Genomic DNA, 25,842 nt, shown 5'->3' on the forward strand with positions numbered 1-25,842 from the left:
GACGGCCGATGACGTCGCTACGCAATTGGCCGACCGTGGCCGAGATCCAGGAGAAGGTCTGCCCGCGCTTCGATGTGAGCCGATCGGACCTGATCGGGCCTGCCCGGCGCCGCCAACTCGCCCGCCCCCGCCAGTTCGCCATGTTCCTGGCGCGCCGCCTGACGCCGAATTCCACCTGCGAGATCGGGCGCCGCTTCGGCGGGCGCAATCACAGCACCGTGATCCACGGATTGCGAGTGATCGACGGGATCGTCTCGGCCGCTGCCGACCAGCTCGCCGGCATCGATTGTGTCGTCGTCGCTGCAGCGGCCGAGATCGAGGCGGAGCTTCGAGAAGAGAATCGGCAGCGCGCTGCCACCATCCGACGGCTCTTGGCCGAAGAAACGAAGGCACTCTAAAATGGCATCCGCTGGGGGCAGAAGCCGAGGCGCAGGCGCGTCCTCGGACAAGGAAGTGTCGCCGATGCTGGCCGCCGCGCTGGCGTTCGCCGAGCGGGGCTGGCCGGTGTTCCCGTGCAGCCCGAAGGACAAGCGCCCGCTGCTGCCGACGGATAAGGATGCCGAAGGCAAGCCGATCAAGGGCTCAGGCGGTCTGAAGAAAGCTTCGACCGATCCTGCCCAGATCCGCGCCTGGTGGAGGAAATGGCCGCATGCGCTTGTGGCGATCGCGACCGGTCACCCTACGCTGGATCTGGGCGGGCTCCGCCTGTTCGTCGTCGACTTCGACCCGCGCGTGCACGACGAGACGGGCGAGATCTTCGAGCTTGAGGGGCTGAAGGAAGCGACGGAGGCCCAGATCGGCTGTGCGCTGCCGAAGACCCGCGCGGCGATGACGCCTTCCGGCGGGGTTCACCTCTACCTGCTCCAGGGTGACGACGGGCCGCCGATCACAAACCGGGGCAATCTTCCGCGCCACGTGGATGTCCGCGGGCTCGGCGGCTACGTCATCGCTCCGCCGAGCGTGATGGGCGCTGACGCGATCAAAGGGCAGCGTGGTTTGCGGTATCGCTGGCTGCGCGGCGATGCAGATGCCCCGCTTGCTCTTGCGCCGGCGGCGCTGATCGAGGTGCTGCGCTCCAAGCCCGGCCCGCTGGGTTCCCATCAAAGTACTACTTTGATGGGGGCCCCGCCGTCAGGCGAAAACCTCGCGGGCGACCAGCCCGCGGCCGCTTCCCTTCCGGCTCCGCCGGCACGGGCGCGATCGGAAGGATCGCACCCTTCCGGGGATCCGGCGGCCGATGCGATCCGCAAATACGGCCTCGCAGCCCTCGACGAAGAGTGTCGCGAGCTCGCCGCGACGCCCATCGGCGGCGGGAAATGGGGCGGCCGCAACATGGGCATCTATCATGCGGCGCTGAAACTCGGCGGCCTGGTGACGTCGAGACCCTATCCGGCGCTCTCCGAAGCGGTGGTGAAGGCTGCGCTGCAGGCGGTGATCGACGCCATGCCGCACAACGATAATCCTGCCGGCGCGCGCCAGACGCTCGAAAACGGGCTTACCGACGGCATGGGTAGCGGCCGTGATCTCTCCGAGATGGCCGAGAATGCCCGACGCCGATCCGCGCGCCCGCGCCGCGCCACGCCCCCCGCACCCCCGCAGCCGGTTGCGAACGATAATCCGGCATCCTTCCGGCCTGGAAGGGAGGTAGGCCAATCTGATGGCGCGGGGGGTGCGGGGGAGCCGGCGCTCACCGACGTAGAGCGGGTGCGGTTCACGCGCGCCTCCGAGCGGTGGCTGCTGCGTCGGATCGAGCATGTCGAGCCGAATGCCAAGGCGCTGACGGCGCTTGCGTTCACCGCCGGGCGCCGGGTGGCGGCCGAGCTGCTCGACGCCAATGCCGTGAAGGAAGCGATCTGGCCGGTGTGCGAGGACATCGCCGACGTCCAGCATGAAGACATAGACCGGGCGATCGACGACGGCATAGCACGGGGCTTCGATCCTCAGCCACTGCGGCTCGATCACAAGTGCGCCGGCTACCCGCTGACCGACTTCGGCCTGGCCGAGCGATTCCGCGACCGCTTCGGCGCCGATTTCCGGTTCACCACGGCCAAAGGCTGGCTTGGATGGGACGGGCGTCGGTGGAAGGTGCTCGACCAGGACAAGGATACGCCGCCGGCGGAGCTGATCGCCTCGGCCTTCGAGACGGTCCGGCTGCTGCAGCAGGAGGGCCGCGCCGTTGCCGATACCGGCGAGCGGATCGAGCTCGTCTGGAAGGGCGAGGGAAAGAGCAAGCACCAGGCGCTCGACGACGCCGATCCCGACGCGGCCGCGCTCGATTATTGGGTGCTGGTCGGCAAGAGCTGGAAGCTGTTCTCCGGCCTGCTCCGGGAATTTGGCCGCAAGAGCGAGGTGGCGGGCAAGCCGGTGGCGATCGCCAATCTTGCCCGTCGCTGGCTGACCGTGCCGATCGAGGATTTCGACTGCGAGCAGATGGCGATCAACGTCATGAACGGCACGCTGCGTTTTCCGATCGAGACGATGGCCGACGGGACGAAGAAAGCCTCAGTGCGGCGGGATAAGCATCGGCGCGAGGATCTGATCACTAAGTTGTCGCCGATCGTCTATGACGCCGAGGCGGTGTGCCCGCTTTATGACGGCATGTTCTCCTGGGCCCAGCCCGAGGCCGAGATGCAGCGCTACCTGCACCAGATCGCCGGATATTCGGCGACGGGCGACACCGGCGAGCATCTGCTGTGGTTCAACTATGGTGGCGGCCGAAACGGCAAATCGACGACGATCGACGCCTGGTGCTCAACGCTGGGCGATTATAGCGGCACGATCGCGATCGAGAGCTTCCTCGACCAGGGCATCAAGAAGCGCGGCGACCAGGCCACGCCGGATCTCGCCAAGCTGGGCGGAATCCGGATGCTGCGCGCCTCGGAACCCGGGCGTGACGCGAAGCTCGACTCCGCGCTGATCAAGGCGGTGACCGGCGGCGAACCGATGTCGGTGCGCGCGCTCCACCGCGGCTTCTTCGATCTGCTGCCCCGCTTCAAGCTGCTGATGAGCGGCAATTCAAAGCCGAGCATCCCCGATACCGATGATGGGATCTGGGGGCGCATGAAGCTGGTCTGGTGGCGCCGGCATATCGAGAAGCCGGACGAGGATCCGTTCGCAAGCCAGTTCCCGGAGAGTCGGGCGAACTGGCCGCTCAAGGATCCGCAGCTGCTCAACAAGATCAAGTCGCAGGAGCTGCCGGGCGTGTTCAACCGGATCCTCGCCGGCCTGATAGACTACCTCGAGCACCGGTTCGTCGAGCCGGCGTCGGTGAAGGAAGCGACAGAGGCCTATCGGGACTCCAGCGATCCGCTGGCGCGCTTCCTTAGGCTCTGCACGGTCCACGATCCGAACGGCCGCATTCAATCGTCGAAGCTGCACGAGGTGTTCGTGGCGTGGGCCAAGGCGGCCCAGGAGAAGGAATGGAGCAACAAGGGGCTCGCCAACGCGATGGCCGACAAGGGCTTTGTGAAGAAGGCGAGTGACGGGATGCAGTGGCTCGGCCTTCGGCTGATCAGGCTGGCATCGGACTTCGTTGACGAACATGGGCGCGTGAAGGCCATCTCAAGCGACCTGTCGACCGCGCCGCCGAACGAGGGCGAGACGCCGATCGAGCGCGGCGCATCGTGGCGGCCACATCCAGACGACGACTACGTGCCGGGGTTCGACGAACCATAGCTATCCTTCCGGTCGGAAGGGTGCCGGAAGGTTTGCCGGAAGGGAAAAGGCGCGGATTTCTGCGGCTTTGGAAGGGACGGAAGGTTTTGCGCGATGTTGCCGAATGTGTGTGCATGCGTGCGCGGGCGCAGGTGCGAGGGAATATATACGAATATCCTTCCAATCCTTCCGACCCTTCCGGAATGAAAAAGAAAGGGTTCAATCATAATGGCTTATGAGAACTTCATGACCGGAAGGTTGCGCGAAGATGCTTCCAAGTCCGGAAGCTTCACGTTTCAACAGGTTGAGGATCGCTTGGTTGAGGCGATGGACTTGTGGCGGCGCTCGCCAGATCGGGAGCGGGGTTGGCTTCACGTGAAGGCATGCTGGCCTGAGGTCGTTCGGCAGGGCTGGCGGGTCAACACCGATGGAGAGCACGACGAGCGGGAGGCGGTGCAAGAGCCCCGCCGTCCACGGCCGACCCGTGCCCAGATCGAGGCGATGGTGGAGGCCAGTGAGTGGCTTCTCCTGGCTCCGGAGGAGGATCGTCGGCTCGTGGCGGCCGTGCTGGTCTGTTATGCGCGCGGTATGAAGAAGGTGCCGTGGATGAAGATCTGGGATCGGTTCGGCAGGGGCCGCCCTGGTCCCGACGGCCTTCGGATGCGCTACAGTCGGGCCATAACCGCGATAGCCAAAGCCCTCGGTCAAAATAAATACCCATCGCCGGAGGCCTGAGAGGGTGTCGTTTTTGACCGCCCTGCCTCGCAGAGCCGCAGATTTCTGCGGGTTGGCGTGTCAAACGGGATGGTAATGCGGCAAGAAAATAAAGTGTGTTCGCCATCCACCTCAAACGGGGTAGTTTCCAACCAAGATGAGGCGGAGTGCTTAGCGGCGCTTCGCCCTTCGGCTTTCAGGGGTATGGCGATGGGTAGGCTGACCGCGTTCGGTGGCAGGCTTCAGCCGCTGGCTCCGAAGGTGAAGGCGCCGATCAAGGTGGTCGAGCCCTTTTACCAGAGCAAGGCGTGGCGCGAGCTGGTCGCCCGGATCAAGCGAGAGCGGGGCAACCACTGCGAGCGGTGCGGCTCGACCAAGCGGGTGATCGCCGATCACAAGCAGGAGCGGAAGGACGGCGGCGCGGATCTCGATCCCGCCAACATCGAGCTGCTCTGCTTCGATCACCACCAGCGGAAGACGGCGAAGGCGAGGGCGGCGAGGGCTCTCGGCGGCCAAGGGACGGGGGGGCATCAAAAGTCTGGAAGCCCCTCCGGCTCCTGACCGCCGTCCCCCTCATTCGGAGATTTTTTTGTGGCGGAGCTGGATTTTGACCTGTTCGGCGACCCGGTCCCGGAGGGATTTGGGCGTCGCGGTCGGCCGCCACATCTGGTGACGGACAGAAATCGTAATAAAGTCATGCTGTTACTCGGGCTCAAGTGGAGCCCGGGGCGGATCGCTGGCGCGCTGGGCATCACGCTGCCGACTTTGCGGAAGTATTATTTTCGCGAGCTCGCCAAGGCGGACTCGATGCTCGATCGGATGAAAGCGTCTCACTTCCAGTCGCTGTTCGACGAGATGCGAAAGGGTAATGTCGCCGCGGCCAAAGAGGTGGGGCGGATGCTTGACCGGATCGACGCCGCGCTGTTCGGCATCGGCAGCGACGACTCCGAACAGCCGCAGGAGGCGGCACCGGCCACGCGGGCGATGGGGAAGAAGGAACAGGCCGCAGCTGAAGCGCGCACTGCCGGCGCCGGGTCGGATTGGGGAAACGACCTGCTGCCGACGATCCAGTAACGAGGAAACATGGCGCTCCGACCCGAGTGGAATACCGCGCTTCCCGATTGGGAGGAACGGCTCCTGGCGGGCCAGTCGCTTGTCCCTGATCTGCCGCTCTTCGAGAGCGAGGCGGCCCGGGCGCTGCGGATCTTCAAGCGCCTCCGCATCCCGGACGTGCACGGCACGCCGACGATGCAGGTGGCGTGCGGCCCGTGGTACTTCCCGATCGTGGGGGCGGTGTTCGGCTGCTACGACCCGGAAACGCACATGCGGATGCTGCAGGAATTCTTCCTGCTGATCCCGAAGGGTAATTCGAAATCGAGCTACGGCGGACCGCTGATGCTCACCGCTGTGATCATGAACCGGCGACCGGAAGCCGGCTTCAGCATCATTGCGCCGACGATCAAGGTGGCAGAGATCGCGTTCAACCAGGCCGAGGGCACGATCCGCCTCGACCCGGAGCTGGACAAACTCTTCCACATCCAACGGCATGTCCGCACGATCACGCACCGCACCACCGGCGCCGCGCTGAAGATCAAGGCGGCCGATACCGACGTCGTCACCGGCGGCAAGGACGTCGGCACGATGATCGACGAGACCCACGTCTTCGCGAAGAAGTCAGACGCCGCGGCGATCTTCGTCGAGCTGCGCGGCGCGCTCAGGAAGCGTAAGGACGGCTTCCTGTTCCAGACGACGACGCAATCGAAGGCGCCTCCGAGCGGCCAGTTCAAGCGCGAGCTCGACCGGGCCCGGGCAGTCCGCAACGGCGAGCTCAAGAGGCCGGTGCTGCCGGTGTTGTACGAATATCCCGAAAGCGTGCTCGAGGGCGAGAAGTGGAAGAGCGACCGCAAGCTCTGGCACTTGGTCAACCCGAACATGGGCCGCTCTCTCGACGAGCAAGGGCTGTCGCAGGCGCTGGAGGATGCCGAAAAAGAGGGGATCGACCAGCTGCTGCTGATCGCCTCCCAGCATTTCAATATCCAGATCGGCATGGGCCTCCACGGCGATCGGTGGCGTGGCGCGGACCATTGGGAGAAAGCCGGCGCGCCGGAGATATGCGGATCGTTGGAAACCATGCTCGCGCGCTGCGAGGTTGCGGTGGTCGGCATCGACGGCGGCGGCCTGGACGATCTGCTCGGCCTATGCGTCGCCGGGCGCGAGCGCGAGACGAAGCGCTGGCTTTACTGGTTTCACGCCTGGGTCTGGCGCGACGTTCTCGATCTCCGGAAGGAGATCGCACCACAACTGCTCGACTTCGAGGAGGCCGGCGACCTGACCATCCTCGACTTTCGGCAGGGCGATGACGGCGTCTGGGAGCTGGACGACGGCGACGGCGAGGAGCGCGAGGAAGTCGGAGCCGACGAGGACATCCGCCAGGTGGTCGCGATCATAGAGACGGTGAAAGCTTCGGGGCTGCTACCGGAGAAGAATGCTGTGGGGCTGGATCCGCAGGGAGTGGGCGCCCTCGTCGACGCCTTGTCGGGAATCGGACTGGAGCATCCGCAGGTCATGGCGATCGGTCAGGGTTTCCGGCTGTCGTCCGCGGTCTGGTCGATGGAACGCAAGCTGAAGCACCGGATGCTGGCGCACTCCGGCTCGGCGATGATGGCCTGGTGCGTGTCGAACGCAAAGGCGGAACAGAGAGGCAATGCCGTGCTGATCACGAAAGAGACTGCCGGCAAGGCGAAGATCGACCCGTTGGTGGCCGGCTTCAATGCGACCAAGCTGCTCGAGGCGAACCCGGAGGCAGTGGTGAAGCCTGACATCGACAGCTGGATCGCGGGGCTCAGGGCGGCATGACGACGCCACCCAAAGGCGGCGCCGTGATGTCGGCGCGCCGATATTACGCCAGCGGCATCGCCGCGGCCGAAGCGTCGATGGAGCGCAAGGGCTCCACCTGGACGCTCGACGGGCGGGTCAGCGCGAGTGATCGAGACAATTTCGTCACGAACCGGGTGACGGTGGCGGAGCATAACGACGCTGGTGCGACCACGGCTGCTTCGGCTCTCGGCCTTTCTGCTGTGTGGGCGTGCGTGAACCTGATCGCCGGCACGATCGGCACCTTGCCGATCATGATCTATCGGTCGGTGCCCGGCGGCGTCGAGGAGGAAGAATGGGATCATCCGCTTTACCGGCTCCTCTCGGAGTCCCCGAACGCGGATCAGACTCCGGTCGATTTCTTCGAGTTCGCGGCCGCATCGGTAGAGCTGCACGGCAACGCCTATAGCGAGATCGAGACAGGCGCCGGCGGACGCATCGTGGCTCTAGACGTCCCTGTCGCCCCGGAGCTGATGACGGTCCGGCGCACGTCGAACGGTTCGTTGGAATATGAGTGGACCGACGGCGGCAAGCGGCGCGTAGTCCCTCAAGATCGGATGCTCCACGTTCGGGGCTTCGGCGGCGGGCCTCTCGGTGGCCTGTCGACGCTGGCTTTCGGCCGCCGCACCTTCGGCATGGCACAGTCGATCGAGCTCGCGGCCTCGGCGACCTTCCGGAATGGGATCCGTGCAAGCGGCGTCCTCTCGATGGCCGAGGTGCTGACGCCCGAGCAGCGCAACGAAGCCGAGCGTCTGCTGCAAGAGAAATATCGCGGCACGATGAACGCCGGTGTGCCGATGCTCCTCGATCGAGGCGTGACCTGGCAGCAGCTGACGATCAGTCCCGAAGATGCCCAGATGCTGGAGAGCCGGGGCTGGTCGGTCGAGGAGATCTGCCGGTTCTTCGGAACGCCGCCGCACATGATCGGCCATACTGCCGGGAACACGCACCTCGGCAGCAGCATCGAACAGCAGACGCTCGGCTTCGTGATCTTCGCGCTGCGGCGCAGGCTCAAGAGGTTCGAGCAGTCGATTTGGAAGCAATTGCTTACCCCCGCCGATCGGGCGCGGGGGCTGAAGGTCAAGTTCGACCTCCGCGGCCTGATGCGCGGGGACAGCAAGGCGCGGGCCGAGTTCTACCAGCTCGCTCTTCAGAATGGCTGGATGACGATCAACGAGGTTCGAGCGCTGGAAGGTCTCCCCCCGGTGGAGGGCGGCGAGATCATCCGGCTGCAGATGCAGAACGTGCCGATCGCGACGCTGATGGGCCACAATGGCGGGCCGCCGCTGGGAGACGTATGATGCTTCGCAAGGGTTTCGGCTTCGAGGTCAAGGACGTCTCAGACGAGGGCGTTGTCGAGGGCTATGGCAGCGTCTTCGGCGGCGCGCCCGATTCTTATGGCGACATCGTCCGGCGTGGTGCCTTTGCCGATACGCTGGCGAAGCATGCCGCCGAGGGCACGATGCCGCTGATGCTCTGGGGGCATCAGGCGGGTGAGGTACCGATCGGCCAGTGGGACGAAATGGCCGAGGACCGGAAGGGCCTGTTCGTCAAAGGCAGGATCGATATCGAGGATCCGCTCGGCAGCCGGGTGCACCGGGCACTGAAGGCACGCCGCACCCGTGGGCTGTCGATCGGCTACGAGACGATCGCCAGCGAGCCGGATGCCAAGCGCGAGCATGTTCGGCACCTGACGAAGCTGGATCTTTGGGAGGTATCTCCGGTCAACTTTCCGGCGCAGCGCCGGGCCCAGGTGACCGGCGTCAAAGCTACCATCGAAGCCGGGCAGTTGCCCTCGCTTCCCGAGTTCGAGGAGTTCCTGCGCGAGGCAGGCTTCACGAAGACGCAGGCCACCGCGATCGCGGGCAAGGGCCTGTCCCATCTGCTCCGGGGTGAGCCCGGCAGAGACCAAGCCGCCGACTTCTGGTCGGCACTGCGGGCGCAATCCGGCGCCTGATCTCACCCCGAAGGGAAAGAACATGAAAATTCGGTCGCTACTTGCGGCAGCGTTCGCGCTCGCCGCCACCTTCCTTGTCGTCCTCGATCCGGCTGCGGCTTCTGCCGGAGATCTGCTCAGCCTGACCGGCCTCGGTGCCCTAGTTGCGACCGGCGCGGGCGGTTCGGCTCGCCTCGCAATGTCGGCGCTCGAGCGCCGCATGGGCCGCTTCATGCGCGGTCCGGACGGTCACGATACCAAGACGGCGGCCGAGCTCGCCGCCGAAGTGAAAACTGCGTTTCAGGCGCAGCACGACGCCGTGAAGGCGATCGCCGAGGAAGCGCTGGGCAAGGCGAACGCCGGCGAGACGCTGACCACCGGGCTGAAGGAAAAGGCCGACGAGGCGCTGACCAAGCTCAATGAGCTGAAGGCGCGTGTCGAGGATGCCGAGCAGAAGCTGGCCAGGCGCATCACGGCGGACGATAATCGTGCCCAGAGCGCCGGCGAGCGCTTCGTCAACGACGAGGGCTTCAAGTCCTTCGCGGGTCAGACCCGCCCTCGCGGCCGCTACATCGCCGAGGTGAAGGACATCACCTCCCTGACCACGGATGCAGCCGGCTCAGCGGGTGCGCTGATCCAGACCGATCGCCGCGGCCTCGTCGCTGAACTGCCGCAGCGCCGCATGACCGTTCGCGCACTGCTCGCGCCCGGTACCACCGCCAGCAGCTCGATCGAATATGATCGGGAGAAGGTCTTCACCAACAACGCTGCACCGGTTGCCGAGGGCGTTACCAAGCCGCAGTCGGAGCTGCAGTTCGAAGATGCGACCGCAACGGTTCGGACGATCGCCCACTGGATGCGCACCTCGGTGCAGATCCTTGCCGATGCACCAGGCCTGCGGTCGATCATCGATCAGCGTCTCCGCTACGGCCTAGCGTTCGTCGAGGAAGGCCAGCTGCTGAACGGTTCCGGCACCGGCCAGAACCTGCCGGGTCTCGTGACCAACGCTACCGCCTACGCGGCACCGGGCAGCCTCGTCGCTTCGACGCCCGTCGACGTGGTGCGCCTCATGATCCTGCAGGTTGCGCTCGCCGAGTACCCGGCCAACGGCGTCGTCATGAACCCGATCGATATGGCAGCGATCGAGATGTCGAAGGATGCCGCCGGCGCGTACCTGATCGGCGATCCGCAGGGCACGATCCAGAAGCGGCTGTGGGGCCTTCCCGTCGTCGAGACGCAGGCGATCGGCGTCGACAAGGCGCTGGTCGGCGCCTTCGATCTCGCCGCGCAGATCTTCGACCGGCAGGATGCCACCGTCGAAGTCTCGACCGAGGATCAGGACAACTTCGTCAAGAACAAGGTGACGATCCGCGCCGAGGAGCGCCTGGCGCTGGCGATCTATCGTCCGCAGGCGATCGTCTACGGCGATCTCGGCCGCGTCCCCTAAGCCCGGCCCGGGGCTCGGCGATGCCGGGCCCTACCACCTGACGTTGCACCAGGAGACTTGAGATGACGATCAAGGCAGTGTTGCTGAAGCCGCTCGACGGCGTTCCGGAGGGCAAGGTCCGCACGTTCACCAAGGCCGACTTCGAAACGCTCGTCGGCCTGCACGCGGTGCGTGCCGCGACCGACGACGAGATCGCTGCGGCCGAGGGCAGCTCCGGCGAATCGCCCGACGCCGCAGACCGCAAGTCGGACACTCCGCCGGAAAACAAGATGGAGCCTGCGCCCAACAACAAGGACGTCCAGGCTGCGGCCTCGCGCCGTCGCACGCAAGGAACCAACTGATGGCCCGCGGCTCCGCTCGCGCCCGCGCTTTCGTCGCTTCGCAGGGCGGAGCCGCGACCCTCAAGCCGCTCGGCCTCGGCGGGAGCGCCGTTGCCGGTTCCGCCGTCACGATCCCGATCCTCGGCGCCACGCCGGGCTCGACGCTCACCTCGAGCACGTTGCCCATCGGCCTGACCCTCAACAGCGCGGCACGGACGATCACCGGTTCGCCGGCGGCCGCAGGCTCCACCGCCGTGACGATCACCGAAACGCTGGGCGGTGCGATCGGCACGCCCAAGGCGAGCGCGGTGACGCTGACCGTGGCACCGCTGCCGGCGATCGCCGCGGCCCCGGATGAGGTGCTGCGCAGCTCGCAACTGCCGTCCCGCGGCCTCATCCCCAACCGCCGGCTGCCGCATGTCGTCACCACGCTGACCGACAGCCGCGGGCTGATCTACAACGATCGCACCACGCAGCGGCAGAAGGGCGGCAACTTCGCGCTGAACTGGGCGAACGCCCTGCTCGGCCAGCGCATGGTCATGCTGCCAACCTATGGCACCGCGGGCTTTCGCTCGGACCAGCTGCTGCCTTTCCTCCCGGCGGCGATCGATAGCGGCGCCGGCCTGCTCTACGTCCAGTGCGGCGTGAACGATCTGACCGCAGGGGTGCTCGCCCCGGCGATCTTCGCGAACATCGTCACCATCACCGAGGCGGCGCGTGCCGCCGGCATGCTGGTGGTGATCGAGGCCGAGGTCGGCCAGAACGGGATGACGACGACGCAGCTCGTCAATCTGTTCGAGCTGAACGCGCGCCTGTATGATTATTGCGAGGGGCGGCCCGGAGTTTACCTGCACGATGCCCGCCTGGCCGTGATGGATCACGGCGCCAGCAGCACGGCGCTGAACTACAAGGCCGGCTTCGCGCCGGACGGGCTGCACATTCAGGGTCGGGGCGGCCTCTATTGGGGCGAGAGCCTTGCGGCGCTGATCGGCGCGATCGTGCCCCCACGCCATGGCGTGCGGATCCACGATCGCACGCAGCTGCCGGCGAACGGTCGTTTCCAGCTGGTGCCGAACCCGATCTTCCGGGATGCGGCGACCGGCGGCACGCTCGACGCCGGCATGACGGGGACGCTGCCATCGTCGGTCTACGCCGGGCGCTCCGCAGGATCGCCCACGGCGACCTTCTCGACCCAGGCGGATGCCGACGGCCTCGGCAACAACATCGTCGCCGCCTGCACCTTCGCCGCCGCCGGCGACAGCATCGTCGTTTCGCAGCAGCTCAATCTCGCCGACTGGCTGCCCGGCGACATCGTCGAAGCCGCCGCGGTGATCGCAGTCACCGGCACGCCCACCGGCTTCTCGCAGGTCTATCTGAACATGCAGAGCCAGGGCGACAGCGTCACCACGCAGCTGCTCGATGGTGCCTCGGTCACCAGCAGCGCGCTCGGGCCAGACAAGGCGTTCGAGGTGACGCTGAAGACGCGGCCGTTCACCGTGCCGAACTACACGTCGAAAACTGCCATGCGCTGCCAGATCTACATCAACGGCAGCGGCGCCGGCTCCGCCACCGTCGTCATCAAGCAGATGTCGATCAAGCGCCGCCTCGGCCCGTCGCTTGCTTGAACCGCCACCGCCAGGGGACGCCACGTGAGATATTCGATCAGGACCGTCACGGCGGCCAACGAAATCCCGCTGCCGTTCGATCTGGCGGAGGCGTTCAAGCATCTCGAGGTGCCGGAGCTGGCCGACGATCCCGCCGAGCAGATCAACGTCGAAGGTCTGCTGCGCACCGCCATGGATGCGGTGGAGCGGTTCACCAGCCAGGTGCTGACGCCGCGCTTGATGGAGATCTCGCTCGGCGGCTTCCCGGCGGTGCCGGAGCTGATCTCGATCCCGCGGGATCCGGTCACGGGTGTGACGGCGATCGCCTACACAGACGTCGACGGCGCCGCGGTGGACCTGACGGTAGCGGATTGGCGCTGGAGCGAGTCGGCCGCCGACGTCGTCATGCCTGCCTTCCGCGCGTCCTGGCCGAGGGCCGCGACCGAGCTGGGCGCTGTGCGGATCCGCTTCGAGGCTGGCTATGACGTTGGCCTGGCGCCGGCGTCGCTGATCGGCGCCGTGAAGCTGACCTTGGGGCACCTGTTCGCGAACCGCGAGGGCGGCGACATGCCGGAAGGCGCGATCCGCCTGTGCAGGCCGCTGCGGCGGATCACGCTCTGATGCCGGCGGTGCCGGCGGGCAAGCGCGATCGGCGCATCGTGGTGGAGCGACAGAGCATCGCCGTCGGCGACTACGGGCAGCCGAAGGCGCCGGCCTGGTCGACGTTCCTGAGCCTCTCAGCCCAGGTGGTGAACCAGAGCGGCCAGGAGCGGCGCGAGGCTGCGCAGGAGCGGTCGACGGTTTCTGCCACGTTTCGTGTGCGCCAGGGCACGAAGACGGCCTCGATCGGGGTGCAGGACCGGATCCGCTACGATGGCGGGCTCTGGGACATCACCAGCAATGTCGCGCTCGGCCTTTCCGATCGCGAGATCACGGCGACCCGGCAGCCCTGATGGCGCGGCGGCGGGGAGGAGGAGCGCGGATCGAAGGGGTCCGCGAGTGCAGCGCTGCGCTCAGCAGCCTGTCGAAAGGCGTGGCGCGCGGTGTCGGCAGGCGCGCCCTGCAGGTGCCGGCGGATATGCTGGTCACGGCCGTGAAGAAGAACGCAGCCGCGATCCGGTTCACCGGTGCGCTCGAGGAATCTATTGAGAAGCGGCCCGAGCGGGCACGCCGCGGGCGGCCGCAGGTGCAGGTTCGGGCGAACGACATCGCAGCGATCCAGGACGAATTCGGCAACAGCCGCATGGCGGCGCAGCCCTTCTTCCGCCCGGCGGTGGAGAGCGAGAAAGGCGTGATGTTCGAGGCTTTCGCTGCCGCGCTGAAGGACGAGACGGACAAGGCAGTCGCCCGGGCGGCGAAGCGCGCGGCGAAGAAGGCGCAGGGATAGACATGGCGGACATGCAAAGCGCGCTGCGCGCCCGGCTGATCGCCGCGGCGCCGGTGGCGGCGATCGTCGCGCCCTTTGCGCCGGCAGGCGCGACGCCGACCAAGGCCGTGTTCTGGGGCTTGCGGCCGCAGGGCAGCGGCTTGCCGGCGCTGGTGCTGACGATCGTCACCGGATCGCGGCCCCAGCACCTGAAAGGGTTCCAGTCGCTCCGAGCGACCACGGTGCAGATCGACGCGTGGGCCGACGACTTCGACACCGCCAAGGCGCTGATCGAGGTGGCGATCGCCGCCGTGCTGCAGCCCGGCACCTTCGCCGGCATCAAGTTCGGCCGTGCGACCGACATCGGCGAGCCGCGTGCGCTCGGCGAGCAGACGAGCACGGATTATCTTCACCGCCAGTCGGTCGACCTGACCATCTGGCATTACGCGCAGGAGGACTAAGATGGCAGGCGAGACGCAGGAAGCCGCCCATGGCTGGGGCGGCGAATTCCACTTTCACGACGGAACGGCGCTCTACGAGGCCGTCGAAGTCGTCGGCTTCGATCTGCCCGACGACGAGATCGAGGAAATCGAGAAGACGCACCTGAAATCGCCGGGCAAGCGCCGGGAATTCATGTCCGGCCTGATCGACGGCGGCGAGGTCGAGGTGCGCCTCAACTATCGCCCCGGCTCCGATACCGACATCAAGATTCGGGCGTGGAAGGCCCTCGGCAATTCGCGCGCCGTGCGGTTCATCATCCCGGACGAGGTCGGAGATCCCGCCTGGCAGGTCGACACCAGCTCGATCTGCCGCGGCTATCCCGGCGTGACGGTCGAAGCCGGCACGAAGATGGAAGCGACCCTGCGTCTCCGGATCACCGGCGATCAGACGCAAGCAGCGGCGGCCTGATCATGGCGACAGGAACGGTCGCGCACGCGACGAAGGACGGCCGCACGCTGTTGTTCTTCTACGACTTCGACGCCCTCGTTCTGGCGGAAGATGCAGCGGACATGGCGCTAAGCGATCTTCTCGCAAGCATGGCGAGCGGCTCGCCGCGGATGAAGGTGGTTCGCTCCCTCATCTGGGCCGGTCTCCGCACCTTTCAGGAGGAAATCAGTCTGAAGGACGTCGGCGCGCTGATGCTTAGCGAGGGCGATGCTCTTGGCGCCGCCATGGGCAAGGCGATCACCGCGGCGATGCCGCAGCTCAAGCCTGCTGGAGGGGCAGCTAAGACCGAAAACCCTCGGAAGCCGGCGAGCAAGGCTCGTCAGGCTGGGACTGGGACGCGCTCCTCGGCGCGTGGGTCGAGGAAGGTCTAGAGCCGGACAGCTTCTGGCGGCAGACGCCGCGCTCCTTCGAAATAGTCATGGGTGCGCGGATCAAGGGGCAGCGCGAGCGCATCATCACGCTGGCCCACCAGATCGAGGCGATGGCTCGCCAGAAGAAGCTCAACCCGCTGGCGAAATACCTTCAGCACAAGAAGCGCGCGCACGGCGGCGGCGATGCCGCCGTCGTCGGGATGCTCGAGGACCTGAGGGCCAAGGGCATGCACGTGAAGATCACCCGGCTGAAGCCGGCAAGCACATAGGGAGGCGAGTGTGGCGGGCGAAGGCAACGGAGTCGTGCTCGGCTTCCTGAAATATGTGCTCGGCTTCGACAGCCTGGCGTTCGAGGAAGGTGCGGATCAGGCGCAGAAGCGGCTGAACAAGGTGCAGCGCAATCTGCAGCAGACGGCCGAGAAGTTCACCAACATCGGCGCCACCATGTCGATCGGCATCACCGCGCCGCTGACCCTGTTCGGGGTGAAGAGCGTCAACGCCGCCTCCGACGCGGCCGAGCTGCAGAGCGCGTTCGACCAGACGTTCGGTGCGATGTCGGCGCAGATGACCGAATGGGCACGGGTCACCGGCGACGCGATGGGGCGGTCGACGCAGGAGATCCAGGGCGCCGCCAACACCTTCGGCATGTTCTTCAACCAGGCGGCGCCGACGAAGAAGGCCGCAGCCGAGCTGTCCCAGCAATTCGCCGTGCTGGCGCAGGATCTCTCCAGCTTCTTCAACACCAGTCCCGACGAGGCGATGAACAAGCTTCGCTCCGGCCTCTCGGGCGAGAGCGAGCCGCTGCGCGACTTTGGCGTGTTCCTCTCCGACGCGGCGGTGCAGGCCAAGGCGCTGGAGATGGGCCTGAAGGGGGTCAACAACCCGCTTACCGAGCAGGAGAAGATCCTCGCCCGCGCCAACGTCATCATGGAGCAGACCAAGACTGCCCAGGGCGACGTTGCGCGCACGAGCTCCGGCACGGCCAACCAGATCCGCGCCGCCCAGGCGGCCTGGGAAGAGCTTTCGATCACCTTCGGCACCAAGCTGCTGCCGGTAATCACGCCGCTGGTCGGCATCGCCGCGGATCTGCTCAACGCCTTCTCAGGCCTGTCGCCGCAGGTGCAGAGCTTCGCCGTCGGTGCTGCTGCCGTTGCTGCCGCGCTGGGCCCGATCCTCGTTGGCGTCGGCGGGCTGATCAATGTCGGCGCAACCCTGCTGCCGATGGTTGGAGGATGGGCGACGAGCTTCGGGGCTGCGGCGACGGCCGCCGGAGGTGTCGGCGCCGTGCTGGTGCCGTTGCTGCCGATCGTCGCTGCCATGGCCGCCGCCGCGGCCGCCGCCTACCTGGCTTGGAAGAACTGGGACACGATCGGCCCGATGCTGTCGGAGCTGTGGTCGACGATCTCCGCTGCCTTGGGCCCGCCGCTCATCCATCTGTTCGACACGGTCAAGCAGACGCTGAGCGAGCTCTGGAACGGGCCGTTCGGCGAAGGCGTGCGGCAGGCGGCCAAGCTTTGGCTGCAGTTCGAGGTTGCGACGGTGAAGGCCGTCGGCCCGGTAGCGCTCGCTCTGCTCCGCGGCTTCATCACCACGATCGGCGAGGTGTTCGCCCAGGTCGGCCGCATCCTCAACGTCGCGGCCGCGCTGCTCAAAGGCGATTTCTCCGGAGCCTGGGAAGGCGCGAAGGCCGTCGTGACCAACGTCGTGACCGGCATCGGCCGCGTCATCGAATCCATGGTGCCCGGCGCGATCGCGGCGGTGACCGCGCTCTACAATGGCGTGAAGACGTGGATCAGCGACAAGCTGAACGCGATCTTCGAAAGTGCCAAGGCGAAGATCCAGAGCGTGGGCGACAAGTTCAAGTGGCTCTGGGACGTCGTCGTCGGCCACTCATACATCCCGGACATGGTCGACGCGATCGGCGTGCATATGGCGCGCCTGGACGGCCTGATGGTGCAGCCGGTGACCAAGGCCACCGGCGCAGCGGGCGCGGCCTTCCGCGAGCTGCAGGCAACCGCCGGCGGGATCTTCGAGCGGCTTTTCCCCGAGCAGGCGCGCTACAACCAGTATCTCACTGACATGAAGGCGCTGGAGGCTTACGCCAACGCGGCGAAGATGCCCGTGGATCAGCTCGCCGAGGCGATGCGCCGGCTGCACAAGGAATATGTCGGCCTGGCGCCGAACGATCAGCCGGAGCTGCCGCAGCTCGAAGGCCTGATCGATCCGGACAGGCTCGGAACCATTGCCGTGGGCGGGGATCTCGATCGCATTCTGGATCAGGTCGCAAACAAGTCTCTGCCGGATTTCTCCAAGTCGGCGCTCGAGCATACCGGCGAAGTCGCACTCGGCTTCGCGCACATGGCGGAGTCGGTCGCTGGATCGATCAGCGACATGGTCTCCGCTTTCAAAGCCGGGAACATTTGGGACAAGATCGCCGGCGTCGCTGATATGATCGGCACCGTCATCAAGGGGGTGCAGGGCTTTGGCGGCTTCGGCGGCCCGCAGACCAGCTTCGGGGGCTTTCGCGCCGCTGGCGGGCCGACCGTGCCCGGCAAGAGCTACGTCGTGGGCGAGAACGGGCCGGAGTGGTTCACGCCCGGCGCTCGCGGCTTCGTCACGCCGAACAACGACAATGGCCGTCGCTCCCGCGTCGAAATCGTCCCCTCGCCCTATTTCACAGCCGTGGTCGACGGCCGCGCCGAGAGTGTCGCCGCGCCGCTGGCCGCGCGTGCCGAGATGGGCGGCGCGGCCCGGGCCCGCGTCTCCAGTCTGCAGCAGCAGCGGCGGCGGTTGCCATGATCGAGCTGCCCTATGAAGCGGTGCCGAACGGCGCCACGCCCGCCTATCTCGATTTCGGCGGCTTCCTGACGCCGGGGCTTGGCGGCCGCGTGCAGCGCATCGATCGCATGGGCAATCGCTTCCGCGTCGCCTTCACCTTTCCGCCCATGGAGGCGGATGGCCTCGGCCGCATCGTTGTGTCTCGGCTGATCCGGGCGAAGACGGAGGGGATCCGGATCGAGCTCCCCCAACTGGGCTTCAAGCTGGGCGCACCCGGCGCACCGCGGGTGAACGGCGGCGGCCAGGCCGGCAAGACGCTCGTCGTCGACGGGCTGACTCCCCGCTATCCCGTGCGCGAGGGCCAGTGGTTCAATCACGTCCGCGGCGCCGACGTGATGCTCTACAACGTCACCGCCGGCGTCGCCGCTGACGCTTCCGGCCAGGCCACGCTCGCGATCAGCCCGATGCTGCGGGTCGAGCCGCTCGACAACGATGTGATCAACTTCGCCCGCCCGGTGATCCAGGGCTATGTTCATGGCGAAGATTGGCAGTGGCAGATGAGCCTCGCCCACCACCTCGGCATCGCCTTCGAGGTGGAGGAGTATGTCTGATGCCGTTCGCCGGTCAGAAGATCATGCTCGCCGGGCTGCTCGTCATGGAGCTGCCGACCAAGACAGTGCGGCTGTGCGACGGCGGCTTCCTCTATTGGGGCGGCGCCAAGTTCGAGAGCGTCGATGCCGATTTCGGCGCGATCGAGGGACTGGAGCCGGTGCTGGAAGGCGCCGGCGACGAAGCGCCCGGCGGCAAGCTGGTGTTCCTGCCGTCCAGCACGGCGGCGGCCGCCACGCTTTCCCGCCCCGATTTCCAGAATTCCCGCGTCCGCTTCTACCTGGCGGAGGTCAACGAGGCGACCGGAGCGGTGATCGGCACGCCCGAATTGCTGTTCGACGGGCTGCTCGACAAGACGGACCTGAAGCTCAGCAGGGGCACGCGGCGCCTGGAGGTGGATTTCATCTCCACGGCCGAGCGGCTGTTCCTCATCAACGAAGGCAACGTCCTCTCCTCTCGCTTCCACAAGAGCGTGTGGCCGGGCGAGCTTGGGCTGGACAATGCCACCGGCCTGCAGGTGTCCGTAGCCTGGGGCGTGGCCGGGCCGCCGCGCGGCAGCATCACCAGCGCCGCCGGCGGTGGCGGCGGCAGCGGCTTCGGCGCCAGCCTGCTCCGGGCGCTCGAGCTGGCGGACGCGCAATGAACCCTCTGCTGGTGCGCCAGGTCGCGACGGCCCGAACGATCGACCGTTTCCGCCAGGCGCCGCACGCCTGGGGCACGGCCGATTGCTGGCAGATGGCCCGCTTCCACCTGCGGGGCATGAAGGTGAAGCTGCCGCGCTGCCGCGCCTACAAATCGGCGATCGGCGCAAAAAGGGCGCTGCGCGAGATGGGCTTCGACACCCTGGAAGGCCTGCTCGATTCCTTTCTGCTCCGCATCGCGCCGGCTGAGGCGCTGCTCGGCGACATCGTTCTGATGCAGGGCGACGCGTTGTTCGACGCGATCACGATCAGCGTCGGCGAGAAGGTAATCGGGTGGCACCAGGAAGACATGAGCCGCCTGTCCAACATCATGCCGATCGAGACGATCGGCGCGTGGAGAGCGATCTAGATGTCGGGTGTGTTCAAGGCGGTGGGCTCGATCGCCAGCGTCGTCGCGCTGGTGCCCGGCCCTTGGCAGCCGATCGCCCAAGCCGTTGCGGTGGTCGCCTCCGTCGGCGCGGCGCTGACGGCCAAGCCGCCGGCGGCGCGCGGATCGATCAGCCAGATCCAGATCGGCGCCAATCTGCCCACGCCCTACCTGATGGGCCGCACCTATATCGGCGGCAACCAGGAACATGATGTCGGCTATGGCGGCAGCAAGAACCCGTATCGCTCGATGGTGTTCGTCTACAGCGGTGCCGGGCCGATCCAATCGATCGAGGCCTTCCAGGCCGATTACACCACCATCAACTTCTCCGGTGCGGCCGCCACCGGCTATTATGCCGGCTTCCTGTGGCGATCCACCCAGCTGGGGGCTTGTCCGGAGCCCTCGGCCCTTTCGGGCCCGCAGGGCGCGATCCCGCGCTGGGGCGCCGCCTACAAGCTCTCGGGCTACGCCGCGAGCCTCGTTACGCTCAAGTTCGACAAGGACGGCAAGCGCTTCGCCTCCGGCGTGCCGCAGTTCGGGATCGTGGCCCGCGGGGTGAAGGTTTACGATCCGCGGCAGGACAGCACCTATCCCGGCGGGTCCGGGTCTGCCCGGCCCCTGCAGGAAACGACCTATGTCGGCGGCACGGCGGCCGAAAACCCGGGGTGTCACGGCGTCACCTATGCCCTGGGCCGGTACCAGAACGGCAAGAAGGTGATGGGCTGCGGCTTCGCCGTCGACGCGATCGATTGGCCGGCCTGGGTCGGCTTCGCGAACGTCTGCGACGCCAATGGCTGGAAGATCGGCGGCGCGGTGTACGAGCCGGGCAGCCGCTGGGACAATCTGAAGGCGATCTGCGAGGCCGGGGGCGGCGAGCCCTTCTTCGCCGGCGGCAAGCTCAGCGTCCGCTACAGCGCGCCCAAGGTCTCTCTGTTCACGATCACCGGCGACGATCTCGCTGACGGCGACTATTCGGTGCCGGCGATGACGAGCTGGCGCGATCGCAAGAACAGCGTGGTGCCGAAGATCCGGCTCGAAACCCACAAATGGGAATATGTTCAGCTCGATGCCGTCACCGTCGCCAGCCTTGTGGCGGAGGATGGTGAGGAGAAGCAGGAGGAGGTGCCGTTCAGCCTCGTTCAGGAGAAGGACCAGGCGGCCGAGCTCGCCGCCTACCGCGTCGTCAACAGCCGCGAATTCGGCCCGATCGTGCTGCCGTGCAAGCCCTGGCTGGCCGCCTACCGCCCGGGCGAGGTCGGCACGGTGAACATCCCCGAGCTCGGCCTCGTCAATCAGCTGTGCGAGATCCGCCAGCGCCAGGTCGACGTGGCGCGGGCCGTCGTCACCCTGTCGCTGATGAGCGAGAGCACCGTCAAACATGCCTACGCGCTCGGCCAGAGCGGCACGGCGCCGGCGACGCCGACGATCACCGGGGGCGAGGATCTCGACACCGCCGTCTCGGACGCCAACAGCAGCGCGCCGATCGTCGTCGCGGATGACGCGGCGATGGTGGCGCTGGACGTCGTCGCCGGCACCACGGTGAAGGTCACCGCCACCGGCCAGACGTGGCAGCGCAACGACGCCGCCGGCGGCAGCGTGGCCGGGTGGACCCTGATCGGCAACACGGCGGCCGCAACCGCGGCCACCACCGCCTTCACGCCGGTGGGCACGATCGTCGGCACGAACGTGCAGGATGCGATCGCCGAGCTGGCGGCGGTGCCGGCGACGACGGCGGTGACGCTCGCCACCGGATGGTCGAACCTCGGCAGCCCTTATGGTGGGGCGCTCGTCCGCCGCGCCGAGGACGGCCTGATCGCGGTGCAGGGGACGGTTATCGGCAGCGGCACGGCAACGACGCTGATCGGCACTCTCCCCGCCGGATATCGCCCCGGGCAGACCCGCTTCTTCGCCGGCCAGAACGGCAGCGTCATCCGCACCCTGGAGGTTCGCGCCAACGGCGAGATCTACGTCGGCGGCACCGGCACCGACACGACGACGTCGGTGAGCCTCAGCTCCATCCTCTTCTACCCGTAACCACGGAGACCATTCACATGCCAAGCACGGGACGGCGCGACCTGGTCGCGAACCGGTGGGAGCCGTTCGTCCACACGATCGACTTCGAAGGGCTCGATCTCACCGGCGCCGCCTTCAAGCTGCAGGTTCGCCTCTACCCGGATGCGCCGGGCGCGCCCCTGGTCGATCTCGCCACCGTCGGATCCGCGGGAACGCAGGGCGTTCGGCTGCTCGGCGTTGAGACGGGGGCGGGCCTGCCGATCAGCCACGTCAGCATCCGCATCAACGAGCCCGTGGTGGAGGGCCTGCCCAGCCCTGCGGAGATCGGGCGCGATACCGATCTCTACTACGACCTTCAGATCACCCCGGTCGGCAGCGACAAGTTTCGGGTGATCGAGGGGAAATTCACCGTCCACGCAGGAGTGACCCAATAATGGCCGACACCATCGTCAGGATCGTCGAGAACGAAACCAAGGTGATCGTCGGCGGTGCGTCGCTGCTGGCGCCCTACACCGCCTCCGCCAGCGCCTCGGCGATCGCTGCTGCCGCATCGGCTGCCGAGGCGGAGCTGGACGCTGATCGCGCGGAGATCGCCGCCGATGCCGCGGCGCTCAACGCCGACATGTATCCGACAACGGCAGCCGGCCTGGCGGCCACCACCAACGGCCAGTATTTCACCGTGCCGGGCGCCGGGTCGGTCTATGCGACGCTCTATCGCAACGATGCCGGTGCCGCGACGATCGTCGCCGATTATCCGGCGGCGGCCTCCGCCATCTACTCGATCGGCCTGTTCACCCAGGCATGGACCAAGGCGCTGCCGGCGAGCGTCACCACCGTACGCACCACGGGCTATTCGGCCGAAGGCATCGGCGCCGCCCACTATATCTACGATCCCGCAGTGACGGCGGCTTACGTGACCGCGAACCCGCGGGTGGCGTTCCGGACGGTGAATGGGCGGGGGTTCAGGCTGGCGATTGAGCAGCGCTGGACGATCGAGATGTTTGGTGGGCGAGGAGACCTTGTGCTCCTCAACTCTGACGGTAACTTCCCGGGCGATCTGCCGCCTACAAAAACGGACAACAAGCCGGCGTTCGACGCATATTGGCGCTACTACCAGTTCCACATGGAGAGCGCTTATCGAAATGCGGCTCCCGTGCTGCATTTTGGCATGGCTGGCTATTATTTTTCGGCGAAGCTGGAGCCGTACACGATGATCAATCTGCAGGGTTCCGGCGCCGACGGTTCCGCAGCTGCAGGCACGCTGTTTCGGTGGCCTGCGAACAGCGGCGGTGGCATCGTCATCAATCTTCATGATTCCGGAGACGGTGGCAAAATCGTTTGGGGCAGTCGTGGTGGCTCAGCTGAGGGCGGAAGTCCCGGCGGCGGCGCTGTCGGAAGCATCATTCGTGACATCTATTTTGTCGGCGGTGGCGGGGCGCGTGACGACGTGTCCCATGGTATCTGGGCACGAGCCACGTGCCGCGTGATCGATTGTGTTTTCGACAGCTTCGAAGGCGCTGGGCTCAAAGTGAACGGCACCTATGGCGGAAGTGGCGCCGAGTACGGCGGACCAAACCAGAGCTATTTCGTGCGCTGTACCTTCAGGAACAATAAGGGCCTGGCGTCGTGCTGGGTGCGTGAAGCCGACGCCAACGCGTGCACTTTCGATAGCATTCGCATCAAGGATGCCTGGGGTATCGGCATTCTGGAAGAGAGCAAATTCGGCAATGTCTGGATCAATCCGCAGCTCGATGGCTCGGGGGACGTCCGAAGCGCTGCCGAGGGTCGGGGCCGCGTGCAATATGGCGGCCGCGCCTACAAGCTGGTCAAGTCACGGGACAAGGGAACGATCCCGTCAAGCGATCCCAACGTCTGGGTCGATTATGGGCCGGTCAGCGCGTCGGATCCGTACTGGCCGGCGTGGAGCGCCGCCACGGATTACACCTCGGGCGCAGGCATGCTGATAGAGGGATCCCTCAACACCTCGGCGGTCTTCGGCGGCTATTCTGAGAATCTACTGGTCAACACCGTCTTCTCCGGCGCGATCATGTTCGGCGGAACGTTCACGCCCTACAACCATCAGAACAACCATTTCTTCCACGGCAACAGCGAGATGGGAAAGGGCGTGTTCAACACCAACGCGCTCGGCGTGCTTCGCAATTGGCCATCAGGGTCGCCATTTGGGGCCTACAGCTATGCCGGCTTGGGCATGATCTTCGGCGGCGGCCACCCGAATATCTTCACCCACTATGACGACGTCGACGGCAAGCGGCTCTGCTATTTCCGCAATCCGCAGGGTGACTACGTTTACCAGGATGCCGAATATGGCAGCTCCGGCAACCTGATCCGCTACACCACCGGCAAGAACACGGCCGTCAATTTCGGCCGCGCATCGCCGCAGCCGTGGGTGAACTTCTTCGGCAAGTTCGCCATGCTGAACCCGGACAACCCGAGCGATACCAGTCCCAAGATCATCGGCTATGCTAGCGCCTTCACCAATGGGGCGCAGGTTGCCAAAGGGGAGATCCGCTTCAACACGAACCCGACACCGGGCGGGAAGGTGGGCTGGGTCTGCACTACCGCAGGAATCGTCGGTTCGACGGCCGTCATCAAAGCGTTCGGATCGATCGATCCCTAAGGCGCCTTCCGGGTGAACACGACGTCCATCTCAAGCAGCCTGCAGGCCTGCCAGTCGAAGCCGTTTTCCTTCGCCATCGCGATCTCGAACCCACGCCGCTCCATCCATTGCACCATCTCGCAGAGGGTGGGCTGACCTTCGTAAAGCTCGCGCAAAGGTAGTTCGAGCTGAACCGACCGAAACCGCGAGATGTACGTTCCTGCGCCGGCCAGTACCTCCCGCTCGAAACCTTGGGTGTCGATCTTGAGGTAGGTTGCGCTGGTGATCGCATCGGGGTGGGCGTCGAGGAACTGGTCGAGGCGGACGATCGGCACGATCTCGCGCGCTTGCTCTTGCGCGCCGACGAACTTGGCGCTCGTATAGGCGCTAGGGCGCTTGAACGAACTGAAGACGTGTGCGGTGGCGATGGAGATCTCGGCCTCCGAAGCTTCGTCGCCGAGCGCCAGGCGATGTGTGTTCCAATGCGGATCGTTCGCGGCGCGGGTCGCAAGAGTGCCGTAGACCTCGGCGATCGGCTCGAAGGAGATGATCCTGCCGCGGAAGCCACGTTCGCGCATCTCAAGTGCGAAATGACCTTCGTTGCCGCCGACGTCCAACAGTGTGTCGATACCTTCATGCTGCATGAAATCAGCGAAGCACGGGTGTTTGATCTTCTCGACACCTACCGCGCGCAGTGTCTTGCGGGCGAGTGATCGCGCGTACGTCATCGATCCTTGGCTCCAATTCGAACCGCTGCGGAGGCGGTTCGCTTCGTCACGTCTCCGATTGCTCTCGCATAGGACGTGCCTGTTTCAAACGATTATCAGTGGGTGAGGGCCGAAATGAGCGGAGACGTGGTGACGGCCTTGGCGGGTCTGGGTGGGGCGCTGGTTGGCGGGCCTTTGTGGAACTTCCTGATCGCCCGGCTGAACCTCGGCGCGGCAAGGGAGGAGAAGGATAGCGATCGCCTGCGCCGCGAGCTCGCCGAGGAGAAGGCGAGCCATCGCGGCTGCCTCGATCGGCTCGACGAGCTGGAGCGGAGGGTCGAGGTGGTCGAGCATCACCACAGCTCCTACCTGGCCCGGTGGATCGTCCAAGACAGCTCGCGCCGGATCGTATGGTTGAACAATCAGGCGCTGATCATGATCTTCGCCCCGCTCGGCTATTCGCGTGTCGACGTCGTCGGCCGCCGCTTCGTCGATCTGCTCGAGGCCGATGCCGCGGCCGAGATCGAGCGGCTCGATCGCGCCGCCCTCGCCCAGCCCGGACGGGCGGCGAGCACGCTGATGCAGGTCCATCACACCCTGCCCAAGATGATCGTCGTCAAGGTTGCCGGCATCGGCCGCGACAGCGAGCTGATCTACGAAGGCTATGCCTACAACCCGAACGATCCCGCCGAGATCGAGGCCCGCGGCGAGCAGCGCCGGCAGGAGCAATATGGCGCGTCCAAGCTGTTCCTGGCCGGGCCGGACGTGGGCGGCGCCGGTGGGCCTGTAATCTGAACGGCTGACCCGTTCGGGTCA

At 66.3% G+C, this 25,842-nt stretch carries 27 protein-coding genes; 26 read left to right on the forward strand and 1 reads right to left on the reverse strand.

From position 1 onward, the window contains the following. Window positions 1–8: 8 nt before the first annotated feature. The 25 genes from ETR14_RS16310 to ETR14_RS16430 all read left to right on the forward strand — a co-directional run bounded on the left by ETR14_RS16310 (window position 9) and on the right by ETR14_RS16430 (window position 24,340). Window positions 9–398, forward strand: coding sequence for a helix-turn-helix domain-containing protein (locus ETR14_RS16310; protein ID WP_129386269.1), 390 nt, complete (start codon window positions 9–11; stop codon window positions 396–398). 64 nt (window positions 399–462) lie between these two features. Further along, window positions 463–3,675: a phage/plasmid primase, P4 family gene (locus ETR14_RS16315; protein WP_165356480.1), complete on the forward strand. Its 3,213-nt coding sequence runs from the start codon at window positions 463–465 to the stop codon at window positions 3,673–3,675. A 207-nt stretch (window positions 3,676–3,882) separates the two neighbouring features. Next, on the forward strand, window positions 3,883–4,389 hold the full coding sequence (locus ETR14_RS16320) for a hypothetical protein (protein ID WP_129386273.1): 507 nt from the start codon (window positions 3,883–3,885) through the stop codon (window positions 4,387–4,389). 189 nt (window positions 4,390–4,578) lie between these two features. Next, the gene (locus ETR14_RS16325) at window positions 4,579–4,929 is read left to right on the forward strand and encodes an HNH endonuclease (protein ID WP_206185850.1); all 351 of its coding nucleotides are present in this window, start codon (window positions 4,579–4,581) and stop codon (window positions 4,927–4,929) included. A 30-nt stretch (window positions 4,930–4,959) separates the two neighbouring features. After that, window positions 4,960–5,442, forward strand: coding sequence for an AraC family transcriptional regulator (locus ETR14_RS16330; RefSeq protein ID WP_129386277.1), 483 nt, complete (start codon window positions 4,960–4,962; stop codon window positions 5,440–5,442). A 9-nt stretch (window positions 5,443–5,451) separates the two neighbouring features. Next, window positions 5,452–7,224: a terminase TerL endonuclease subunit gene (locus tag ETR14_RS16335; protein ID WP_129386279.1), complete on the forward strand. Its 1,773-nt coding sequence runs from the start codon at window positions 5,452–5,454 to the stop codon at window positions 7,222–7,224. Then, complete coding sequence (locus ETR14_RS16340; protein ID WP_243455548.1) at window positions 7,221–8,543, forward strand: phage portal protein; 1,323 nt, start codon at window positions 7,221–7,223, stop codon at window positions 8,541–8,543. The genes ETR14_RS16335 and ETR14_RS16340 overlap by 4 nt, the downstream gene beginning before the upstream one ends. Then, window positions 8,540–9,199, forward strand: coding sequence for an HK97 family phage prohead protease (locus tag ETR14_RS16345; protein ID WP_129386281.1), 660 nt, complete (start codon window positions 8,540–8,542; stop codon window positions 9,197–9,199). Before ETR14_RS16340 ends, ETR14_RS16345 begins: the two co-directional genes overlap by 4 nt. Window positions 9,200–9,221: 22 nt before the next feature. Beyond that, a complete protein-coding gene (locus tag ETR14_RS16350; RefSeq protein ID WP_129386283.1) occupies window positions 9,222–10,625 on the forward strand; it encodes a phage major capsid protein in 1,404 nt (467 codons plus the stop codon). A 62-nt stretch (window positions 10,626–10,687) separates the two neighbouring features. After that, window positions 10,688–10,966: a hypothetical protein gene (locus tag ETR14_RS16355; protein ID WP_129386285.1), complete on the forward strand. Its 279-nt coding sequence runs from the start codon at window positions 10,688–10,690 to the stop codon at window positions 10,964–10,966. Continuing rightward, entirely contained in the window at window positions 10,966–12,570 is a 1,605-nt protein-coding gene (locus ETR14_RS16360) for an SGNH/GDSL hydrolase family protein (RefSeq protein ID WP_129386287.1), read from the forward strand. The genes ETR14_RS16355 and ETR14_RS16360 overlap by 1 nt, the downstream gene beginning before the upstream one ends. Window positions 12,571–12,594: 24 nt before the next feature. Continuing rightward, the gene (locus tag ETR14_RS16365; protein ID WP_129386289.1) at window positions 12,595–13,170 is read left to right on the forward strand and encodes a hypothetical protein; all 576 of its coding nucleotides are present in this window, start codon (window positions 12,595–12,597) and stop codon (window positions 13,168–13,170) included. After that, window positions 13,170–13,502, forward strand: a complete 333-nt coding sequence (locus ETR14_RS16370; RefSeq protein ID WP_129386291.1) for a head-tail adaptor protein — start codon at window positions 13,170–13,172, stop codon at window positions 13,500–13,502. Before ETR14_RS16365 ends, ETR14_RS16370 begins: the two co-directional genes overlap by 1 nt. Further along, a complete protein-coding gene (locus ETR14_RS16375; RefSeq protein ID WP_129386293.1) occupies window positions 13,502–13,936 on the forward strand; it encodes an HK97-gp10 family putative phage morphogenesis protein in 435 nt (144 codons plus the stop codon). Before ETR14_RS16370 ends, ETR14_RS16375 begins: the two co-directional genes overlap by 1 nt. A 2-nt stretch (window positions 13,937–13,938) precedes the next feature. Further along, on the forward strand, window positions 13,939–14,376 hold the full coding sequence (locus tag ETR14_RS16380; protein WP_129386295.1) for a DUF3168 domain-containing protein: 438 nt from the start codon (window positions 13,939–13,941) through the stop codon (window positions 14,374–14,376). Between the two features lies 1 nt (window position 14,377). Beyond that, window positions 14,378–14,824, forward strand: a complete 447-nt coding sequence (locus ETR14_RS16385) for a phage tail tube protein (protein ID WP_129386297.1) — start codon at window positions 14,378–14,380, stop codon at window positions 14,822–14,824. 2 nt (window positions 14,825–14,826) lie between these two features. After that, entirely contained in the window at window positions 14,827–15,234 is a 408-nt protein-coding gene (locus ETR14_RS16390) for a hypothetical protein (RefSeq protein WP_129386299.1), read from the forward strand. 47 nt (window positions 15,235–15,281) lie between these two features. Continuing rightward, window positions 15,282–15,503, forward strand: coding sequence for a hypothetical protein (locus tag ETR14_RS16395; RefSeq protein ID WP_129386301.1), 222 nt, complete (start codon window positions 15,282–15,284; stop codon window positions 15,501–15,503). 10 nt (window positions 15,504–15,513) lie between these two features. Continuing rightward, window positions 15,514–18,033 (forward strand): phage tail tape measure protein, encoded by a 2,520-nt coding sequence (locus ETR14_RS16400; protein WP_129386303.1) that lies wholly within the window; start codon window positions 15,514–15,516, stop codon window positions 18,031–18,033. Next, a complete protein-coding gene (locus ETR14_RS16405; protein ID WP_129386305.1) occupies window positions 18,030–18,623 on the forward strand; it encodes a hypothetical protein in 594 nt (197 codons plus the stop codon). The genes ETR14_RS16400 and ETR14_RS16405 overlap by 4 nt, the downstream gene beginning before the upstream one ends. Beyond that, window positions 18,623–19,264, forward strand: coding sequence for a hypothetical protein (locus tag ETR14_RS16410; protein WP_129386307.1), 642 nt, complete (start codon window positions 18,623–18,625; stop codon window positions 19,262–19,264). The genes ETR14_RS16405 and ETR14_RS16410 overlap by 1 nt, the downstream gene beginning before the upstream one ends. Then, window positions 19,261–19,671 (forward strand): hypothetical protein, encoded by a 411-nt coding sequence (locus ETR14_RS16415; RefSeq protein WP_129386309.1) that lies wholly within the window; start codon window positions 19,261–19,263, stop codon window positions 19,669–19,671. The genes ETR14_RS16410 and ETR14_RS16415 overlap by 4 nt, the downstream gene beginning before the upstream one ends. Beyond that, complete coding sequence (locus ETR14_RS16420; RefSeq protein ID WP_129386311.1) at window positions 19,672–21,723, forward strand: hypothetical protein; 2,052 nt, start codon at window positions 19,672–19,674, stop codon at window positions 21,721–21,723. A 17-nt stretch (window positions 21,724–21,740) separates the two neighbouring features. Beyond that, complete coding sequence (locus ETR14_RS16425; RefSeq protein WP_129386313.1) at window positions 21,741–22,136, forward strand: hypothetical protein; 396 nt, start codon at window positions 21,741–21,743, stop codon at window positions 22,134–22,136. Further along, window positions 22,136–24,340 carry a hypothetical protein gene (locus tag ETR14_RS16430; RefSeq protein WP_129386315.1) on the forward strand — a complete coding sequence of 735 codons (2,205 nt, stop codon included), beginning with the start codon at window positions 22,136–22,138 and terminating at the stop codon, window positions 24,338–24,340. The genes ETR14_RS16425 and ETR14_RS16430 overlap by 1 nt, the downstream gene beginning before the upstream one ends. Here ETR14_RS16430 and ETR14_RS16435 read toward each other — a convergent pair. Beyond that, entirely contained in the window at window positions 24,337–25,047 is a 711-nt protein-coding gene (locus ETR14_RS16435) for an FkbM family methyltransferase (RefSeq protein ID WP_129386317.1), read from the reverse strand. The two genes, ETR14_RS16430 and ETR14_RS16435, sit on opposite strands and share 4 nt — an antisense overlap. Before the next feature lie 75 nt (window positions 25,048–25,122). On the opposite strand from ETR14_RS16435, the gene ETR14_RS16440 reads away from it, so the two are divergent. Continuing rightward, window positions 25,123–25,821 (forward strand): hypothetical protein, encoded by a 699-nt coding sequence (locus tag ETR14_RS16440; RefSeq protein WP_129386319.1) that lies wholly within the window; start codon window positions 25,123–25,125, stop codon window positions 25,819–25,821. Window positions 25,822–25,842: the final 21 nt, after the last annotated feature.

The sequence above is a fragment of the Sphingosinicella sp. BN140058 genome, from assembly GCF_004135585.1.
GTDB lineage: Bacteria > Pseudomonadota > Alphaproteobacteria > Sphingomonadales > Sphingomonadaceae > Allosphingosinicella.

Excerpts from the sequence above, each read along its gene's own strand:
- ETR14_RS16310 (WP_129386269.1), top strand. The coding sequence starts at position 9 with ATGACGTCGCTACGCAATTGGCCGACCGTGGCCGAGATCCAGGAGAAG.
- ETR14_RS16315 (WP_165356480.1), top strand. The coding sequence starts at position 463 with ATGCTGGCCGCCGCGCTGGCGTTCGCCGAGCGGGGCTGGCCGGTGTTC.
- ETR14_RS16320 (WP_129386273.1), top strand. The coding sequence starts at position 3,883 with ATGGCTTATGAGAACTTCATGACCGGAAGGTTGCGCGAAGATGCTTCC.
- ETR14_RS16325 (WP_206185850.1), top strand. The coding sequence starts at position 4,579 with ATGGGTAGGCTGACCGCGTTCGGTGGCAGGCTTCAGCCGCTGGCTCCG.
- ETR14_RS16335 (WP_129386279.1), top strand. The coding sequence starts at position 5,452 with ATGGCGCTCCGACCCGAGTGGAATACCGCGCTTCCCGATTGGGAGGAA.
- ETR14_RS16340 (WP_243455548.1), top strand. The coding sequence starts at position 7,221 with ATGACGACGCCACCCAAAGGCGGCGCCGTGATGTCGGCGCGCCGATAT.
- ETR14_RS16345 (WP_129386281.1), top strand. The coding sequence starts at position 8,540 with ATGATGCTTCGCAAGGGTTTCGGCTTCGAGGTCAAGGACGTCTCAGAC.
- ETR14_RS16350 (WP_129386283.1), top strand. The coding sequence starts at position 9,222 with ATGAAAATTCGGTCGCTACTTGCGGCAGCGTTCGCGCTCGCCGCCACC.
- ETR14_RS16355 (WP_129386285.1), top strand. The coding sequence starts at position 10,688 with ATGACGATCAAGGCAGTGTTGCTGAAGCCGCTCGACGGCGTTCCGGAG.
- ETR14_RS16360 (WP_129386287.1), top strand. The coding sequence starts at position 10,966 with ATGGCCCGCGGCTCCGCTCGCGCCCGCGCTTTCGTCGCTTCGCAGGGC.
- ETR14_RS16370 (WP_129386291.1), top strand. The coding sequence starts at position 13,170 with ATGCCGGCGGTGCCGGCGGGCAAGCGCGATCGGCGCATCGTGGTGGAG.
- ETR14_RS16375 (WP_129386293.1), top strand. The coding sequence starts at position 13,502 with ATGGCGCGGCGGCGGGGAGGAGGAGCGCGGATCGAAGGGGTCCGCGAG.
- ETR14_RS16380 (WP_129386295.1), top strand. The coding sequence starts at position 13,939 with ATGGCGGACATGCAAAGCGCGCTGCGCGCCCGGCTGATCGCCGCGGCG.
- ETR14_RS16385 (WP_129386297.1), top strand. The coding sequence starts at position 14,378 with ATGGCAGGCGAGACGCAGGAAGCCGCCCATGGCTGGGGCGGCGAATTC.
- ETR14_RS16390 (WP_129386299.1), top strand. The coding sequence starts at position 14,827 with ATGGCGACAGGAACGGTCGCGCACGCGACGAAGGACGGCCGCACGCTG.
- ETR14_RS16395 (WP_129386301.1), top strand. The coding sequence starts at position 15,282 with ATGGGTGCGCGGATCAAGGGGCAGCGCGAGCGCATCATCACGCTGGCC.
- ETR14_RS16405 (WP_129386305.1), top strand. The coding sequence starts at position 18,030 with ATGATCGAGCTGCCCTATGAAGCGGTGCCGAACGGCGCCACGCCCGCC.
- ETR14_RS16410 (WP_129386307.1), top strand. The coding sequence starts at position 18,623 with ATGCCGTTCGCCGGTCAGAAGATCATGCTCGCCGGGCTGCTCGTCATG.
- ETR14_RS16415 (WP_129386309.1), top strand. The coding sequence starts at position 19,261 with ATGAACCCTCTGCTGGTGCGCCAGGTCGCGACGGCCCGAACGATCGAC.
- ETR14_RS16420 (WP_129386311.1), top strand. The coding sequence starts at position 19,672 with ATGTCGGGTGTGTTCAAGGCGGTGGGCTCGATCGCCAGCGTCGTCGCG.
- ETR14_RS16425 (WP_129386313.1), top strand. The coding sequence starts at position 21,741 with ATGCCAAGCACGGGACGGCGCGACCTGGTCGCGAACCGGTGGGAGCCG.
- ETR14_RS16430 (WP_129386315.1), top strand. The coding sequence starts at position 22,136 with ATGGCCGACACCATCGTCAGGATCGTCGAGAACGAAACCAAGGTGATC.
- ETR14_RS16435 (WP_129386317.1), bottom strand. The coding sequence starts at position 25,047 with ATGACGTACGCGCGATCACTCGCCCGCAAGACACTGCGCGCGGTAGGT.